The organism is Achromobacter sp. GbtcB20 (genome assembly GCF_019091095.1).
Lineage (GTDB): Bacteria > Pseudomonadota > Gammaproteobacteria > Burkholderiales > Burkholderiaceae_B > Achromobacter > Achromobacter mucicolens.
Genome location: NZ_JAGXJZ010000022.1, coordinates 83,160 through 98,469 on the forward strand (window position 1 = coordinate 83,160; position 15,310 = coordinate 98,469).

Sequence of the window (15,310 nt, forward strand, 5' to 3'; positions counted from 1 at the left end):
TACGGCACGCCACACTGGACTGAACATACATGGCCAAGGCAATAGCAAGGACGAGCAGCCGATATCCGTTCGACTTCGCAAATCCAGATCCTCGGCATGTGGACATCGTCGATATCGCCTTAGGCTTGTCCAAGGAATGCAGCTGGAACGGCCAATTGCCTCCAGATGAGTTTTTGAGCGTCGCGCAGCATTGTGTGATGGCCAGTGAGATGTTGCCGCCGGATTTGCAGTTCGAAGGTTTACTTCACGACGGCGAAGAGGCGTATGTCCGAGATCTGGCCTCGCCTATCAAAAGCCTCATTCCGCAATACGTCTCGCTGGCGGCGGGGATAACGCGCGCGATACGCATTCGATTCGATCTGCCTCTGGAGCACCACTCAAGTGAAGTCAAGGACGTAGATCGCAACCTTCAAAGAATGGAAGAGGGCGCGATCTTCGGCAATGAGCCCAAATTCGAACTCTGGTCTCCCAGGAAGGCCTTCGAACGGTTCATTGAGCGATTCAATGAACTCTATCCCGCGCATTTAGAGAGGCTTCGGGAACACGGCGTAAGGACTTACCACGATCGCCTGTTAGCGCATCCCAAAGCGCATGCCGACCTGGTCGAGGGATCGACCATCGAGCACCTTCCCCGCGAGTCCTTTAGGGGCTGGCGCTCCCCACGGAACGCACACACCGAACTATTGAGGCAAATATGGACTCCTCCTTGAGTCGATTCCCACCTGATTTCGAGCGCGCCATTGCGGACCTGCGTGCCGCACGCAGTGCGCCGGATGAAGGCCCGCTGCAAGTTCAGATATGGCGGGCCGGCAGCGAAGTGGCAATCGCCATCGCATACCGAACAGGTCGTGGGCAACGCCTCACGGGCGGTTATGACGGGCAAGCCCTGTACTGGATCGCCGAAGACGGTCTGAAGGAATCGACCGTAGAAATCGACGCCGCCATCGCTGCACACCTTGGTGGTGGTCTTCTGGTGGTCTATCTAGATCCAGAGGCCAACGCCCCCGTGGGTGATGGCATGTTGACGCAACAGAATGCTGGAGGCTAATGATGGCCCTCAATGAACTGTTCAGTGGAATTGGCAGCCGCACCGCTGGCTTTCTTCAACGGGCTGCCGAGAGAGGAATTGAGGTTCGAGTCGAAACTAAAGGGGCCGTCGTTCGAGACACCCACGCGCTCGGTCGACGTCTCATCATCCTCGGCTTTGCCGCGTCCATTGGCGCGGTGGGCGTGAATGCTACGGGAATCGCGGACTCGGCTCTTGCGCCGCCAAAGGTGAGGGTAAACGGGGATCTGGTCCAACCTGACCCGATGCTCGCGCGCTTGGTACACGTTGGAGGGTCCGAACGCGAGGCCCGCATCGAAGTTCTCCAGCATCGCGACCTCATTCAGGGGCTGGCACATTGCTCCCCTGGGTTGGAGAAGATTGATCCCGCGCTGCTGCTGACCGCCTATCGCTATACCGCAGGTTGGCAGGATTTCTCGTCACCCGAGAGAGCGGGGGACCTGTTTCAGCTCGCGCAGGCGAACGAGAAGCTGGCCGGCAGCCTTTCCGAGCAAGGCCTCCAGCTCAAGGTTCGGGGAGACTACAGCGGTTGGGTGTCGGCTGTTGGCTCGGTAGCCCGCGGAGTCGCGGAAGCGGCCGGCAGTCCCCAGTCTCAGGCCGTCGTAAGGGGCGCCGCCAGCGTGGCATCGTCTGGCGCTTATGCAGCGCGAGGGTTGGGACGCATTGGCGATGCACAAGGGGCTCAGCGGCGGATTGACCTAGCTGGACGGTCCATCTCGGACATTGCAAGGCTCGCCAAAAGCGCTGATCGCTTGCTCGCGGGCGGCCCGCGGGCGAACGGATCTGAGAAAAAGGATGGGCCGTCCGCGCGAGCACCAAGGCCCGCTGAGCGTGCTGCTGGGGGACTCTCCCCTGACGCGCGGGCTATCGGTGTTCTTTCTGATGCCGCACAGCGAATGGGCTTCCACGTCAGTCTTTCGCCTCTTACTGGAGAGCCTGTCCCAAAGGACCACGCGACGGTGATTGCGACTCACAACTCGGATTTCGCGGCCGCCCGCCAAGCGGCGCAGCGGAACCTGGCAGAGGTCGCGACGCTTCACGAATACGCGCGGGCGAGCGGTATTCATCTCAATTTCGACCTCATGTATCGCGAGTACGCGCAACTGGCGGATGCGGCGCATGAGCGGGAGCGCCAGGCCAGCCGTCATACAAGCACGGGCGATCGCCCGCGGGGAGGATAGCCATGCACATTCCCATCAATAGCCCCTTTTTTACGCGGCTATATCTGGTTCAGAAGGGGAAGGGCGTCTTCGCACCCGGAGGGCCACTGCCAAGTCCGATGGATCTCGCGATCGATTGCATGATGGTCGCCGTGTCGGGTTCATCAGTGCGCCAAGTTCGGCAGCTCGCTGCCGCGGACGAATTATTTGACCCAGCTCGGCACGCCATTACCGAGATCCAATGGGTCGGAGATGAGGCGGCGATGGTTGAACGCACCGTCGCTCTGTGCACGATGCCTTCGGGAGACCCGGCTGCCCCGCTTGTCATGTACGGCCCATTTCGGGACGGGAACCATGCTGAGAGATGGCTCGACGCTCACTTTCCGACTACGGCCCAACTAGGTCACGTTCTCTATCCAATCCCGAACGCGTTCTCTCTTGCATTGCATACGTGGAACGCCGAAATGCAGGGTGTATTGAGCAATCGTCTTGCCGAATCTCCGTGCCGCTTTGGAGACCCGAAGCAGAGGCTCATGCCTGCGCGCCGCGAATTCGCTCCGGCCGGTCACAGGCGCGCCGAACCCGCGTTCGAAGACATGCGGGAGTTTGCGAGGCCCCGGGCACGGGAGCGCCTCAATGCGCGTGAGCGCGACGCTCAGTTCGACCGACTGTTGAGTCTCACGTCGCCGGCACATAGGGAAGAGGCTCGCAGGATCATTCTCGAGCTGCACCGCGAAATTGCACAGCAAGCTTAGACCACCGACTGGCAACTATTTGGAGCCCAAAATGTTGTTGAAACCCGATCACGGAAATGAAGCGCCGGACGAAACGGATATCGTCTCGGATGAAGACCTGGCAGAACGTGCAGCTTCGCGTCCGGACAATGCCAGACAAGGTACTCCCCTCGAGGACGCCAGCGCCCGACAATTTCAGGCGAAACGAGTGCCGGCGCAGCCGGCGCGCCCGATTGCTGGCAACGCACGTCAATTCGCTGCAGGGCGCCTCGCCACTGATCTTGACGGTGATGTCGCTCGATCGGTTCCGCCTTCCGCTAACCCCCATCCCGGTGCCTCATCGCGACCTGGCGCGGCCTCAGCTGCGAGACTGCCGCCTCGAGCAGATCGAATCAAGCGCCCTGTTGACGCGATGGACGGCCGGCGCCTCGCCGAGTTCTGGGCCGCCAAACAGTCCGAAAAGGTCGCGCGGAAAGTGGAGAGCTCCATCGCAGCGACTCCGCAATTAGGTGCCGTGCATCCCAATGTGATCATGCGGCTCATGCAGGCGTTGATGCGGATCCTCCGATTGTTGTTCGAAAAGCTTGGCATGCATGAAAGGCCCACCAAGGATGGGGAGAAAAAGGACGAACGCGGGCAAGAGGCTAAGGCGAACGTCCGTTTTCACGATGTTGAGCCGGCTCCCCCCAGCTCTCCTGAGCCAGTGCCGGCGGAGATGCCTGGCCGCGCGCAGCCCGTCCCGGCCTCCCAGATCAGCCCTGAGCACGCCCAACCTGCGATTCACAAACACGAAGGGGGCGTGGCGGCCGATGCGGAGACCGTGGATTCGACCCCAGAACTCACTCCCGTTACTAGCGCCGCAGACCTTGTCACTGCGGCCATTGTGCGGTTGAGCATCGACCCTGAGGTGCGTAGGCGCATGGATGAGGTGGGGCCGAACTCCAGTCTGCAAACCGCTGTCTACATGGCAGCCGTGGTGAACGACCTGCGGGACATGGCTCGTCTCGTTGAGGATCGGCTGTCGGCTTATGGAGGTGCCATGAACTTGCGCTTGGCAAGCTATCAAGCTCACTGCCAAACATATGGTGGGCACACGGCCGCAACATTGCTTCTGCAAAACGGCGTGATCCAACCGCAAGACGTCTCTGCCGCGTTCGCAGAAGATGTCAAAGGAATCACCGCCAGATATCAACCGCACCTGGACGAGTTGAACCTGCTTCGTCTCGCGGTGACGGAGGCAGCCAGGGAGGTGTATCAGTGCGCTGCGGATTCTCCCTTGCAGGAAGATCTGCTCATGGAAATGGACAGCTCATTGACGGACCTCTTGGGCAAAGATTGGAGAAAATCTCTTGCCCTCGAGCGGTTGGGGGCAGCACCCGATGAAGCGGAAATCGCGCAGCTGGTTCAGCGGATGGACGATGGCCCTGTTGTCGACGGCGAGCATCCGGCTTCTGCAGAAGAGTATCCCGCCCAGGATATCGCTCCGTCTGTGAGCGAAACGCCGCTGCAGGAAGAGCGCTCGCCAGAGCCTGAGAGCGACGACCCAATTGACGTGTCGTCGCCAAGCCCGGCGGCGGACCTCACACCGCAACCGTCTGCGGAAGTCGACAACGCGTCGAATGTGAATGTCGGTTCGGATACCCCGGCATTGTCGGATGACGGTGCACTGTCGCACCAGGCGGACCTGTATGAGAGCGGCCCCGAAACCATGTCGCGGGACGAAGCCATGGCGCAGTTCGCCCTCCTCGAAACCAGCAGCACCGTAGCGAGCAGTGCCGAGCGTGCGCCGGCGGACGAGCAAGAAGGCTACGCTCGTGAAAGAGGTTAATTAGCTGTTGGAGCGTGGAGTCGCGGGCGGCTTGTCGACGAGAAACTGCTCGCGCTCTTCTTTGGTGTAGCCGGCGATCCAAGCAGGGGCACGGCCCAATCCGCTCCAGGTTTGTCCCTCGGCGGAGGCATATTTAATGGCCACGGGGCGCTTGGAAAAGGCTTGCCGCATCACCTTGGTGATGCCAACTGGGCGACGACCTCGCCGAGGCTTACCATCGGCCTGCAGCGCCTGTGTGCGGGCCACGACTGCAATCTCATCAGCAAGGACTTTTGACGAGATGCCACAGTCCAAAGCCTTGGCGGCAAAAATCCGAAGCTGATGCAGGATCGCGTCCTGCTGCGTGCGAATCAGCTTCTCGCGCTGCGCGTTCAGCTGAGCCAGTTCTCTATCGACTTTATCAAGTGAGACAAGGGGGCGTGTCTTAGTGGCCATTCGGGGCTCTTTGTAAGCTCGCGCGCACGCTTCACTGGCTGGGTGCCGAGCGATCCCGTGGTCTGGTCTGGTCGACCTGATAGGGACTTTCCGTAGGCGCGAGCAGCTCGGTTAGCAATTCAGGTGTGTGTGTAAGGGTAACACGTGCCCATTCGCGATCGGACTGTGTACGTTGGGGTTGGTTCTTGCTGCGGCCTTCTTGCAAACCACGATCGAACAGCGTGATTACCTTGGAACTTTCCGGGTGTTCCGGGGGGAGTAGGGCAAGGAGGGCAGGTCTCATGCGACCAGCCAGATCGGGTTGAAGCATCGCTGCAATTGCCAGGCGTTTCACCGGCGGCAAGCCGTCCAGTTGGTGAGCGGTTTGGCGTTCTCGAGAAGATGTTTCACTCGGGATCAGAAGCCGCTTCACTTCACGTTCAAGGTATTGACGCAGGCTGGATCGTTCGGGGATCAACGCCAACATTCCCTTGAGTTCATGGGCGCGATGTTGTTGCCCGCCGTTCCGCTGCCTCCCGTCGCCCTGCACCGCAGAATCTGCCGCATCCTGTACGACCATTTCGCGCACACGGCGCAGAAAGTAAGACGCGAGTGATTCCCCGTGTGTGATTGCCTTTTGCACCGCGGTGGAGCCGACTGATCGGACCCATTCATCGGGATCCTGACCATCCAGAGTGATAAACCGGAAGTTCACCCGATCCGCGTAGGGTAGTGATTCTTTGACTGCTCGCCACATTGCTCGTTCGCCGGCGGCATCGCCGTCGAACAGGTATACGACTTCCGATGTATGTCGGCACAGCTGATTCAAGTGGCTGCCGCGGAAAGCCGTTCCCATGGCGGCAACGGTATTTCGGAAGCCGTACTGAGCCAACATCACGACGTCCATATAGCCCTCTACAACGAGAGCGTATCCCCGAGCGGCGATCTCCTGCATGGCCAGATGAAGGCCGTAAAGCAAGTGCCCCTTGTGGAAGATGTCTGTCGTGCCGGTGTTCAAGTATTTAGGGGTCTGCTCACCCTTCTTGTTATCCTGCAAGCGACGGCCGCCGAATCCTACGAGCGCGCCGTCCGCGTCTCGCACGGGGAAAATTATGCGGTCCCGAAATGTGTCGAAACGGCGCTTCTGATCTTCCGTCTCGCGCACGAGGTCCGCGTCCAAGAGGAGCGGATCGTCGTATCGGTTGCCGAACGTTTCGCGAAGTCCGTGCCACCCCTGCGGTGAGATTCCAATCTCGAAAAGGTCAATGGACTCGTCGGTCAGTCGCCGTCCTATCACCCATTCTTTCAGGGCGTCAGTCAGGGGATGATTGCCAAGAGCAGGAGAGCGATAGGCCGCCAACGCTTCTTCTAGGACTGCCGACAGCTCTTGGCGCCGCTCAAAGGAAACGGGGGGAGGGAGGTCGTCGGCCGGCGTGGGTTGGCGTCGCGCAATTGGTTGCGTTTGCGGTTCTGCCGACAAGGCTCCGATCTCACCGGGAAGCCGTACGCCGAAACGGCCAGCGAACTCCCGAATGACGTCAGGAAAGCTCATCCCGAAATACTTCTGCTGAAAATCCACCGCCCGGCCCTTCTCCCCGCATCCGTGGCAGAAGAAGAACCCTTTCGCCGGAACAACGTTGAACGAGGGCGTGCTCTCAGAGTGGAAAGGGCACAGCCCCACGAAGCTCTGGCCGGCTTTGCGCAGGTGCACAGCGGCGGCGACAATCTCCACGAGGTTCTCGTCGGCTCTCTGTTTGACCTGTTCCACGACATCGTCGGGAATCCGTGACGACCGCTTCACCCCTTCATTCCTGATAATTGCCACGTTTCCCGTCTCCCAAAGAATGAATTAGTATAATCAAACATACTGATAATTTTGGAAAAGCGAGCCCGAGCCGGATGAAAGAACGCGTTGCTCCGACCCAGCCCAACAAGGCACCGCACAGGGGAAGCGGCATCTTCGACAGTCAGTTGGCCAAGATCCTCTTTGACACCCCCCCGCCGCTGGGGCGGGCGGGAATTGAGGCGCGAGCGGTTGAGAAATTTGTTTCTTGGTTCTCCTCTAAGGACTCCATGTCCGATGTTCGCCTTGCCGCTTATCTGAAGAAGGTGGACAGCCGTCTGCTACCCAAGCTAAGCGGCCGTGCTGTCCTTCAAATCCTGCAGACGATCGAGCGCCGACGCCCTCGGCTGCTCCCGGCAATCGCTCTATCTGGCTCTTGGAAGCAATCGCTCTCCCAGGCCCGGGTGTATTCCGATCTGTTGAAGCCTTCCACGCTTTCACGCCTTGCTACCGCCCTGGAGAGGGAACGATATGACGACCACTAAGCAGACAGAACACGGAGACGATCAGATCGAGCAGGAACTACCCGCGACCGAGAAGCGACGCCGTGGCCTAGCGGTGCGCACCGTGGTACGTACCGCAAAGGTCGTTGGAAGGCCCTACATTGAGCTCGGAAAATCCGTGAAGAGACTGAGGGGTACCCTGCGGACACTCGGTCAATCCTTGGCATCGCCGGCGAGCGGGCCGGACTCGAACTTTGTCGACGCGCCAAATGCTGCAGATGCTTTCGAGAGGCTCTACGAAGCTAACGGTTGGACAGAACCCGCACTCATGAACCAGCGTAAGGCCGTGGTCCGGTCGAAGTTCGCATCGCTGGTGTTGGCCATCGTCTTCCTGGCTGTGAGTGTGTACGGAGTGCTCTCTTTGCGCTACGTCGCGTACTTTCCGATCGCAATGATCTTCATCGGACTGGCTGTGACTGCCATGGGTCTTGCGCTGTTTATCCAGTACGCCATCAATCAAGCGCAGATTGACGAGCGCCGGCTTTACTCGGCTCATGAGTTTTTCTCCCATCCGAATCGCTGGGTTTTTCTGTTTTCCTCATGAGCGCACTCGAGATGTTTAAGAAGCACACCGCTTCGGCGCTCGTTGCGCTGTTGTTGACCATCTCGGGGCTGGGGGCCGTTGCCTCTGCAGCACCGGACTCCGCTGCCTCTCCGGCACTGGACCAGAGCGCGAAAAAAGCGCCCACTCAAATAGTGCTGCCCGCCCGGATGCCGGCGGGATGCCTGAAAGAAGCCACTGAACGCTATCAGCTTCGACCCGACATTCTGTTGGCAATCTTCAAGGTGGAATCCGGAGGTAAGGCCGGCGTTGAAGGAGTCAACCGGAACCAAACGAAGGATCTTGGCGTGGGCCAGTTGAACACTGACTCTTGGGCGAAATACATGGTGAACAAGTACGGAATTCCCTTGGACACTCTGAGGAACAACATGTGCCAAGGAATCATGTCATCGGCATACGCCCTGCGCAGCGAGATGAACCGCTGCATCAAAGGTGGTTTTCGGGGGGCGGATGCAGTGTGGTGCAGTGTTGCGGTCTATCACCACGGCGGTGCGCTGCCGGTACCAACCGCAAACGCGAAGATTCGTGAGATTCAAAAGGTCTATGTGAGCAAAGTCTGGGCGGCGTACCAGCGGATCGTTGCCAAAGGGCGGTTCGAATAATGGCGCGCTCTAACGGTGAGAGGCAACAGGATTCGATAGCCCTTTGGCTACTTATCGGTGTCGGATGCTTTGCGATACTGGGCGGCACTCTTTGGCTGGTCGCCAGCAATCGAATCGTCTTCTATTCGGCGCCGCTGTTCCATTGGCTCGCGAAGCCTTGGGGGTGGTTGCCATTTGGCTACACGGAGCAGGTCGCTTTCGACATGGAAGCCATGTACCGGCTCGCTCGACGCTACCCGACGCGGATTGGCTTCCTCGACTGGTTGGGATATGCCCACACTGCGATGCGTCCCGTATCCCTATTCCTGGTCGGATGGGTGCTTTTGATCGGCGCCAGGCTATACGCGCGGCGGGGCGGGTCCCAAAATCTCCAGCGGAAGATGACTCCGGACCTGCTGGTGCAGGAACTCATGCACTTCACAACGGACATCGCGCCAATCGCCTGCATTCAAAAGCAACTTGTGCAGAACAAGTTGAAGCGGTGGCGCCGGCAGGTTTCCCCAATGGAAGTCCTTCATCGTGCGAAGGTCAAGGGAATTCCGGTAATTGAGCCAGGAATGCGGCTTAACGAAGCACGCCTAGCGGAGTATCTCAGCGCATACACGTTCATTGAGGTTTCTGGCCCAGGCGGGAAAACGGAGCGAATCCGGCACAACGAGTTCCTCGGTCGACAGATTGTCGATCTGGCTGTGGACTCCCGTAACACAGAGCGCGCGTTCGTAGACCGTATGAGCAGCATCGGAAAGACGATGTTCGCTCTCCTAGCGCCCGGCGCTTTCAACGGTGCAGAGGGGCGTGCAGAAGCGGAAACGGTGATTCGGGCTCTGAACTGGTCGGCTTACGGGTCACGCGAAGGGATGGCTCGACTTGACCTGCCAATTGTTCAGGACATGTACGAGAAGTACAGAGAGCACAACGCTGTCAAGCAGCTGCTTCAGATGCACCACTGGGAATATACGTTTCTTCTGGCACTGCAGCACATCGCGGGGCGCTCGTCCAAGATCGGATCATGGCGGTACATCTGGCTTCGCCCGATGGATCGCATCCTTTTCTTCACCCTCGATACCGACGGTCGCCATACACCTCATGCAGAGTCGGCTGTAGCCGCCATGGGACAGGCGCCCTATGAGCGACTGTGCGTGGAGGAGGGGATGCTGCCCCTGTGCGAAGTTCATGAAAAGGACCGGCAGCGCGGAGAAAGAGGAAAGACGATGCCGATCATCTTCGTCGACAAGGTGGTTGCCGGATTCAAAGCCGAGTTCGACGCTTGGGTGAGCGGCGTCGATGATGATCACTTAGATCAGATGTGGAAGTCGAAGGACATTTGGTCCATGGCACGCCAAACCCTAGCGCCAGAAGACATCCCTGACGTGCCTCCTTCAGAAGCTCTTACGGAGGACAGCGCTTTTGATGACTACGCATCTGGGCAACTGCGCGAGATGAAGGCCGCGGAAGATGCGCGACTTCAAGACGCTCTGGCCGCCTCCGCTCCTCCTGGCTCTGGCAACGCAAGCGCAAAACTTTAGGAATCTCTATGAATGCACCACAAATGAACTGGAATGTGCACGTTGCTCAATGGCCCGGCTACTTCGTTCGGGAAAGGCAGTCGGCTACCTTGTATCGCGCGGAAATCGGCACTGTGGATCAACACACCCCGAAGATCGTCGCCGAGGTAGTTCAGGAGGGAGGGGAGTTCAGGTTCTACCTGACCCACTCCGTCGCCTTGGGGCTTGAGAAGGCTCAGATTGGGCGCTCCTATCGCAGTGGAAGCATGGCGAATCGACGCGCGCGTGCCTGGGTTCGTCGAAACTTCAAGAGATCAGGGCGGGCCGGCTCATGGCTTCGGTTCGCGGGCACTTTCGTTGCGGCGTTGGTTGTCTACTCGCTGATCATGCCGTCCAGTCTGCCTTCAGGCTCTGTAAACCAGGGAACGACTCGGCCCGACAGCCCGAGCGCGTATCCGCAGCCCCGTGCCACAGCGCCGGCCCCGGCAGACGGCCGGGAACTCAGAGCGGAATCAGCAGTGAAGTTGTATCCCGACGAATTGCTGGCGGTCCAAACCATCGGAAAGGCCCTTGGAGTCCAGCTGGGGGAACCGCAATCGGCGGAGTCGTGGTTCGTATTCGCTGACCCGCTTTGCCCCTATTGCCATGCAATGCAGCCGGCTATCGATGCTTTGCAAGAACCTCATCGGCCCGTTGTCATTCCGATCGGGTTGAGGGGAGAGCTATCTGCAGAAGTTGTTGCGAGTTTCTTCGAGGCTGCTGATCGAAGTGAGCAGCCGACAGTTGAATTGTGGCGTTCTTTCATGGACCAGTCGTTCGATGAGGAAAGGGCGCGCGACTTCATTTCAAGGTATCCAGCATCGCCCGCGAACAAAAAGAAGGGGCAGGTGACGCAGGCATTGTTCTCGAAGTTGGGTCTGAAGAAAACCCCTACCGTCGTGTCTGCCGATGGAAGGCTAACGGGTCCACTGAACTCGGCCGGTGATATTCGCAACTGGCTAGGTCTTCCCAAAGGGAATTGAGAATGCGAGAGATGCTCCGAGGGATAGAGCGGGGCTGGGTCGAGGCCAACATTGCCGCGCTGGCGCGGCGGGAGAAGCTCGACCGGGTCGCTTACACGCTCGCACGAGGTGACCTGCGTGCGATATCCGCGCTCCCGTCGACTGTCGGGTTGGGCGTCGAGGCGGTCGCTGAGCGGCTGTTGCAGGCGAGCATTAAGGCCAACGCCGTCAAAGACGTGGTGTTGTCCCGTGTCGCCCTGGTCGGTCCCCTTCGAGCGATGGAAGCTGCTGTCGCTGACGTCATCTTGGAACTGCGCCCTCTGGCGCCTGCGCGAGCAGCGCGCGGCGGAGATCACACAGTGGCGGCCTGGTTGGCGCGTTACAGCAGCAAGTTGCTTGCCGATTGGACCGCAACTCCCCTTATCTCGACGGGCCGCGGGCAGCGCACAAGCGGTCGCGCCTGCTATGACCTCGAGAGGATCGGCCGGCTGGTGCGGTCGGAGGGCGAGCGGTGCGCACTGGCGGTCGGGTGGTTGGGGGCGCTGGGGGTGTCATACCAAGCGCTCAGGGGAGAATTGAGACGGGCTGCAGCGGCTGAGGCCAGGGGTTCCGAATGAGCCATCAGGTCGAAACAAGGCATGAGATCCCCATCCATAAGCGGGTGGTGGACGTTCGCCCGACGATGGACAAGGTGCTTGAATGGCTCACGGTAAATCGCCACTTTGCGCTGCTTCTTATTGGTACGGCTTCCCTGATGCTGATGGCTCCAATCCTTGCGCCTGGCATTTTTGCGCTGTATCTCTTCGTTCACTTCCTCGTATCCACGTTGCGCAAGCGACTCCCCTACCGGTATCCCGCATTCGTGGGAGGCAAGCCCTTCGTTGACCCTGTAACGGGAAAACAGGGTGACGGAATTGGGCTGATTGGCTCAGTCCGGTCCACATCCCCATACGAGGACTTCGAACAGGCGTGGGTGGGAGATGATGGATTTCGGCGGCATTGGGGCATCTTCGGATCCACTGGCAGCGGAAAAACTGAGACCCTCAAAGGCATCATGTTCAACGCATTGTGCTGGGGAAGCGGCTTCTTTGTGGCGGACGGGAAGGCAGATAACAAGCTGCCGACGGACGGGTACACGATGTGCCGCGCTTTCGGTCGGGACCACTCTATTCTCTATCTGAACTTCTTGCTCGGCGGCCGTAGTCCACAAGAGGTTGCACGGTCCCGCACCAAGATTGGCAACGGCCTCGCCCCGTTCTATGACGTTGATGCCGATACGGGCACACAGATGGGGATCAACCTTCTGCACAAGGCGGAGGGCGATGGCAAGTCGTGGCAAGAGAAGGCGATCAACGTTTGGCGCGTCCTGGTGGTCGCTCTTTTCTACAAGCGCGACACGCAGGGAATGACCATTTCGGTTTCGACGCTGATTGAGTATCTGGCGCTTCCCAAGTTTGAGGAACTCTACATTGAAGGGTACGACGAAGCACAGAAGAACCGCGGCCAATGGTCGTACGGCTTCGTCGGCGTCAAGACCTACCTAGACTCGGGTTGCCCCGGCTATCGAGTGGATCGGCTGCTCAAGAAGCACGGACGCGGTCAGGCAACCGCAGCGAACGGGGCGGAGCAAGCTGCGCCCCCAGGTCGCGGGCCCAGCAAGGGTGGGGCGCCCGCATCCGAAGCCTCACTGGAGCAGGAGAACATTGCCTTTGAACAGCACTCGTACCGCATCAACCAGTTGATGCCAGTGCTGAATCTGCTAGACAAGACCTACAGCCACATCTTCAGCAAGACGTACCCGGAAATCGACATGGTGGACGTCGCGCTTCACAACCGCGTCCTCTTCATGTTGATTCCCTCGTTGGAGAAGTCGTCGCAGGAGGCTGAGAATCTCGGAAAGCTGGCCATCGCATGCCTGCGGGTGATGATGGCCAAGAACCTGGGCGCCGGCGTCGAAGGATCGTACGAAAAGCTGCTCGGCTCGAAAGCCACCAATGCGCCGTATCCCTTCCCGGCAGCTTTGGACGAGCTTGGCTATTACTTCTCAGATGGTATTGCGGTGATGTTTGCGCAGGCACGGTCCCTGGGCATTTCTATGATTGCCATGGCGCAGGACACCGAAAAGCTGACGGAAGGCAACCGAGCAGCAGAGGCAGGCGCGATGCTCGGCAATACCGTGAACAAGCTGTTCCAGAAGATCGACGATGCGAAGAAGACATACGAGCTCGCTGCAGCTCTTATCGGCAAGGCGTGGGTGGCCACAGTTGGTGGATTTGAGCGCGGGGAACTTGGTTGGCGGCGCAATCGTGATTTGAGCGTGCAGCAGGTTGACCGCGTGTCATTCGAGGAGATGAATCGGATGAAGCAAGGCGAGGCCATCATGATTTCCGATGGTGTCTTGCGACGGATCCGCACCCTGTATGTCGGAGACTGGTTGAAAAAGCTGAATAACCAAGCGTTTTACGTAAACCGCTTTCTTCAGGTACACAAGCCGAGCCGCGATAACGTGCGGGCGATCTCTATGGCGGTGCCGTCTGCAAAGGTCGAAAGTGAGTTCGACGGCGGTGTTCGGTTGTTGAGAATATTGCGCGGAGAAGAGAGTCCGCGAGGTGAAGTGACCCGCGTAGCCATGATCGAGGCAGTCTCTCAGGCGGCCTCCAGAATTCCCAAGAACGTGGTGGGGATCGAGCGCGGAGTGCTGCTCTATCAGGCAGCGTGCTCTGCTCTCGGTCTGTCGAGTGCTTTCCCCTCCGATTGGTCGTCAATTGCGCCGGAGACCTCGGCCCCGCCGAAAGGGGAAGGGGACGATCTGCGCTCCAACGAAGCCGGATCCGGCTCGAGATCGGCCAGGTTCGCCGCGCGGCCTGAGCTCGCGGCTGAACTCGCGGGCCCGATCGAAGATGACCGCTATGCCCCGCCTGATCCGATGGCACTTATCCGGAAGGCAGGCCCGGCGGTGCTCGGTCCGCTGGGAGGCTTTTCAGCGATTGCAGCTGCAGACGTGCCGGCTCCGCTGACGATAGCGCCAGATCTACCTACTAGCCCCAGCGCGCTCGACCAAGGCCTTCCGATGGGCGCCAGTGTGTGGGACATGGTGCCTCTCGACGATGTGGCCGTCGATATCGAGCCCGACTCCATGCCTGGGAGTGAGGATGCTGCATTTATAGCCGATTCGCTAATGCAGGCCCACAACATGCTGCTCACGCCGCGAAGCGACGACGGGACGGTCGTTGGTGTCGAGCAGGGCTCCTTGGATGGTTTGGCACGTGTGGAGGGCGTCCTGGGCAATCCGGAGCCCGAGCTCGGAGCGCACACTATGCAGAAGGTCGTATCTGTGGCCACGACGCCGGACACCGTGGCGCGCGAACAGATCTCGCTGCAGGACGTCGATGATTTCTTCGACAATCTTGAAAGGCAGGCCACGCCGAACGGCCAACCGTCAGACGGCCAGGCCGATGCCTTGAATGCGGGGTCCTGATGCCGCGGGAGAAGATTCTGCAGGCAGCCGGAAAGGAAGAGGTTCAACGTGGAGGGCGGCGCGCGATCGATGTGTCATATGCACCGTACTTCCACGCCACAGCCAAGCTAATTCGGGATGTGGCGGCAGCTGCTTTAGCCACTGGAAGGCACCAATCTGCGCGCGCGCGGTTGGTGATGAAAGTGAAGGCCCTAACTCTGCACGCAGCGGGCTGGCAGCGAGGCGGGATAAGCCAAGCGCGTTACAAGGCCAGGTTTGCTGGCGACACGGCTACAACGGTCCCGGAGCTCCAGGAAGGCGTCGAGTGGGCGGTCAGTTTGCTTGATGGAAGGACTCTGCTGCCCAGCCACGTTACCGTGGACGACCGTATAGGGGGCCTCCTGAGACTTGAACGGTGTATTCGGGGAGCGGCAGTGCTAGAGGCCGCCCAGTCCGAGGCCGGCTCCGTCGAGCCGATGGTGTGGACAAAGTTCGAACGGGTGGACCGTTGGCTCTTCGAGGTTTCTTTCCGACGATCTCCCGATGACTGGTTGCCGGGGCTCTGGTGCAAATTATGGACAAAGGCACGCCAACCTGCCGGTGCGCCGGCTGAGTTCACGCAGCCAGAACAGCTG

General features: G+C 59.6%; 13 protein-coding genes. 11 read left to right on the top strand and 2 right to left on the bottom strand.

The features are described from left to right. The first annotated feature begins 29 nt into the window (after positions 1 to 29). The 5 genes from KVT32_RS23245 to KVT32_RS23265 are packed head-to-tail and all read left to right on the top strand — an operon-like array spanning position 30 to position 4,788. The gene (locus tag KVT32_RS23245; protein ID WP_152385692.1) at positions 30 to 710 is read left to right on the top strand and encodes a hypothetical protein; all 681 of its coding nucleotides are present in this window, start codon (positions 30 to 32) and stop codon (positions 708 to 710) included. Continuing rightward, positions 695 to 1,048: a hypothetical protein gene (locus tag KVT32_RS23250; RefSeq protein WP_193725392.1), complete on the top strand. Its 354-nt coding sequence runs from the start codon at positions 695 to 697 to the stop codon at positions 1,046 to 1,048. Before KVT32_RS23245 ends, KVT32_RS23250 begins: the two co-directional genes overlap by 16 nt. Further along, positions 1,048 to 2,247: a hypothetical protein gene (locus KVT32_RS23255; RefSeq protein ID WP_227741413.1), complete on the top strand. Its 1,200-nt coding sequence runs from the start codon at positions 1,048 to 1,050 to the stop codon at positions 2,245 to 2,247. The genes KVT32_RS23250 and KVT32_RS23255 overlap by 1 nt, the downstream gene beginning before the upstream one ends. Positions 2,248 to 2,249: 2 nt before the next feature. Beyond that, positions 2,250 to 2,981: a hypothetical protein gene (locus tag KVT32_RS23260; protein ID WP_152385693.1), complete on the top strand. Its 732-nt coding sequence runs from the start codon at positions 2,250 to 2,252 to the stop codon at positions 2,979 to 2,981. A 31-nt stretch (positions 2,982 to 3,012) separates the two neighbouring features. Continuing rightward, complete coding sequence (locus tag KVT32_RS23265) at positions 3,013 to 4,788, top strand: hypothetical protein (protein WP_152385694.1); 1,776 nt, start codon at positions 3,013 to 3,015, stop codon at positions 4,786 to 4,788. Here the strand turns inward: KVT32_RS23265 and KVT32_RS23270 are convergent, their stop codons facing one another. Both KVT32_RS23270 and dnaG read right to left on the bottom strand, forming a co-directional pair. Beyond that, a complete protein-coding gene (locus KVT32_RS23270) occupies positions 4,789 to 5,223 on the bottom strand; it encodes an H-NS family nucleoid-associated regulatory protein (RefSeq protein WP_152385695.1) in 435 nt (144 codons plus the stop codon). Between the two features lie 31 nt (positions 5,224 to 5,254). Next, positions 5,255 to 7,027: a DNA primase gene (gene dnaG / locus KVT32_RS23275; RefSeq protein ID WP_152385696.1), complete on the bottom strand. Its 1,773-nt coding sequence runs from the start codon at positions 7,025 to 7,027 to the stop codon at positions 5,255 to 5,257. A gap of 74 nt (positions 7,028 to 7,101) precedes the next feature. Between dnaG and KVT32_RS23280 the strand changes: the two genes are divergently transcribed. The 6 genes from KVT32_RS23280 to KVT32_RS23305 all read left to right on the top strand — a co-directional run bounded on the left by KVT32_RS23280 (position 7,102) and on the right by KVT32_RS23305 (position 14,696). Then, positions 7,102 to 7,530: a hypothetical protein gene (locus KVT32_RS23280; protein WP_152385697.1), complete on the top strand. Its 429-nt coding sequence runs from the start codon at positions 7,102 to 7,104 to the stop codon at positions 7,528 to 7,530. Continuing rightward, positions 7,517 to 8,092 (top strand): hypothetical protein, encoded by a 576-nt coding sequence (locus KVT32_RS23285; protein WP_152385698.1) that lies wholly within the window; start codon positions 7,517 to 7,519, stop codon positions 8,090 to 8,092. Before KVT32_RS23280 ends, KVT32_RS23285 begins: the two co-directional genes overlap by 14 nt. Beyond that, positions 8,089 to 8,712: a lytic transglycosylase domain-containing protein gene (locus KVT32_RS23290; RefSeq protein WP_152385699.1), complete on the top strand. Its 624-nt coding sequence runs from the start codon at positions 8,089 to 8,091 to the stop codon at positions 8,710 to 8,712. The genes KVT32_RS23285 and KVT32_RS23290 overlap by 4 nt, the downstream gene beginning before the upstream one ends. Next, positions 8,712 to 10,238 (top strand): hypothetical protein, encoded by a 1,527-nt coding sequence (locus tag KVT32_RS23295; RefSeq protein WP_152385700.1) that lies wholly within the window; start codon positions 8,712 to 8,714, stop codon positions 10,236 to 10,238. Before KVT32_RS23290 ends, KVT32_RS23295 begins: the two co-directional genes overlap by 1 nt. 8 nt (positions 10,239 to 10,246) lie before the next feature. Continuing rightward, entirely contained in the window at positions 10,247 to 11,239 is a 993-nt protein-coding gene (locus tag KVT32_RS23300) for a thioredoxin fold domain-containing protein (protein WP_152385701.1), read from the top strand. A 592-nt stretch (positions 11,240 to 11,831) separates the two neighbouring features. Then, complete coding sequence (locus tag KVT32_RS23305; RefSeq protein ID WP_152385703.1) at positions 11,832 to 14,696, top strand: TraM recognition domain-containing protein; 2,865 nt, start codon at positions 11,832 to 11,834, stop codon at positions 14,694 to 14,696. Positions 14,697 to 15,310: the final 614 nt, after the last annotated feature.

Excerpts from the sequence above, each read along its gene's own strand:
- KVT32_RS23245 (WP_152385692.1), top strand. The coding sequence starts at position 30 with ATGGCCAAGGCAATAGCAAGGACGAGCAGCCGATATCCGTTCGACTTC.
- KVT32_RS23250 (WP_193725392.1), top strand. The coding sequence starts at position 695 with ATGGACTCCTCCTTGAGTCGATTCCCACCTGATTTCGAGCGCGCCATT.
- KVT32_RS23255 (WP_227741413.1), top strand. The coding sequence starts at position 1,048 with ATGATGGCCCTCAATGAACTGTTCAGTGGAATTGGCAGCCGCACCGCT.
- KVT32_RS23260 (WP_152385693.1), top strand. The coding sequence starts at position 2,250 with ATGCACATTCCCATCAATAGCCCCTTTTTTACGCGGCTATATCTGGTT.
- KVT32_RS23265 (WP_152385694.1), top strand. The coding sequence starts at position 3,013 with ATGTTGTTGAAACCCGATCACGGAAATGAAGCGCCGGACGAAACGGAT.
- KVT32_RS23270 (WP_152385695.1), bottom strand. The coding sequence starts at position 5,223 with ATGGCCACTAAGACACGCCCCCTTGTCTCACTTGATAAAGTCGATAGA.
- KVT32_RS23280 (WP_152385697.1), top strand. The coding sequence starts at position 7,102 with ATGAAAGAACGCGTTGCTCCGACCCAGCCCAACAAGGCACCGCACAGG.
- KVT32_RS23285 (WP_152385698.1), top strand. The coding sequence starts at position 7,517 with ATGACGACCACTAAGCAGACAGAACACGGAGACGATCAGATCGAGCAG.
- KVT32_RS23290 (WP_152385699.1), top strand. The coding sequence starts at position 8,089 with ATGAGCGCACTCGAGATGTTTAAGAAGCACACCGCTTCGGCGCTCGTT.
- KVT32_RS23295 (WP_152385700.1), top strand. The coding sequence starts at position 8,712 with ATGGCGCGCTCTAACGGTGAGAGGCAACAGGATTCGATAGCCCTTTGG.
- KVT32_RS23300 (WP_152385701.1), top strand. The coding sequence starts at position 10,247 with ATGAATGCACCACAAATGAACTGGAATGTGCACGTTGCTCAATGGCCC.
- KVT32_RS23305 (WP_152385703.1), top strand. The coding sequence starts at position 11,832 with ATGAGCCATCAGGTCGAAACAAGGCATGAGATCCCCATCCATAAGCGG.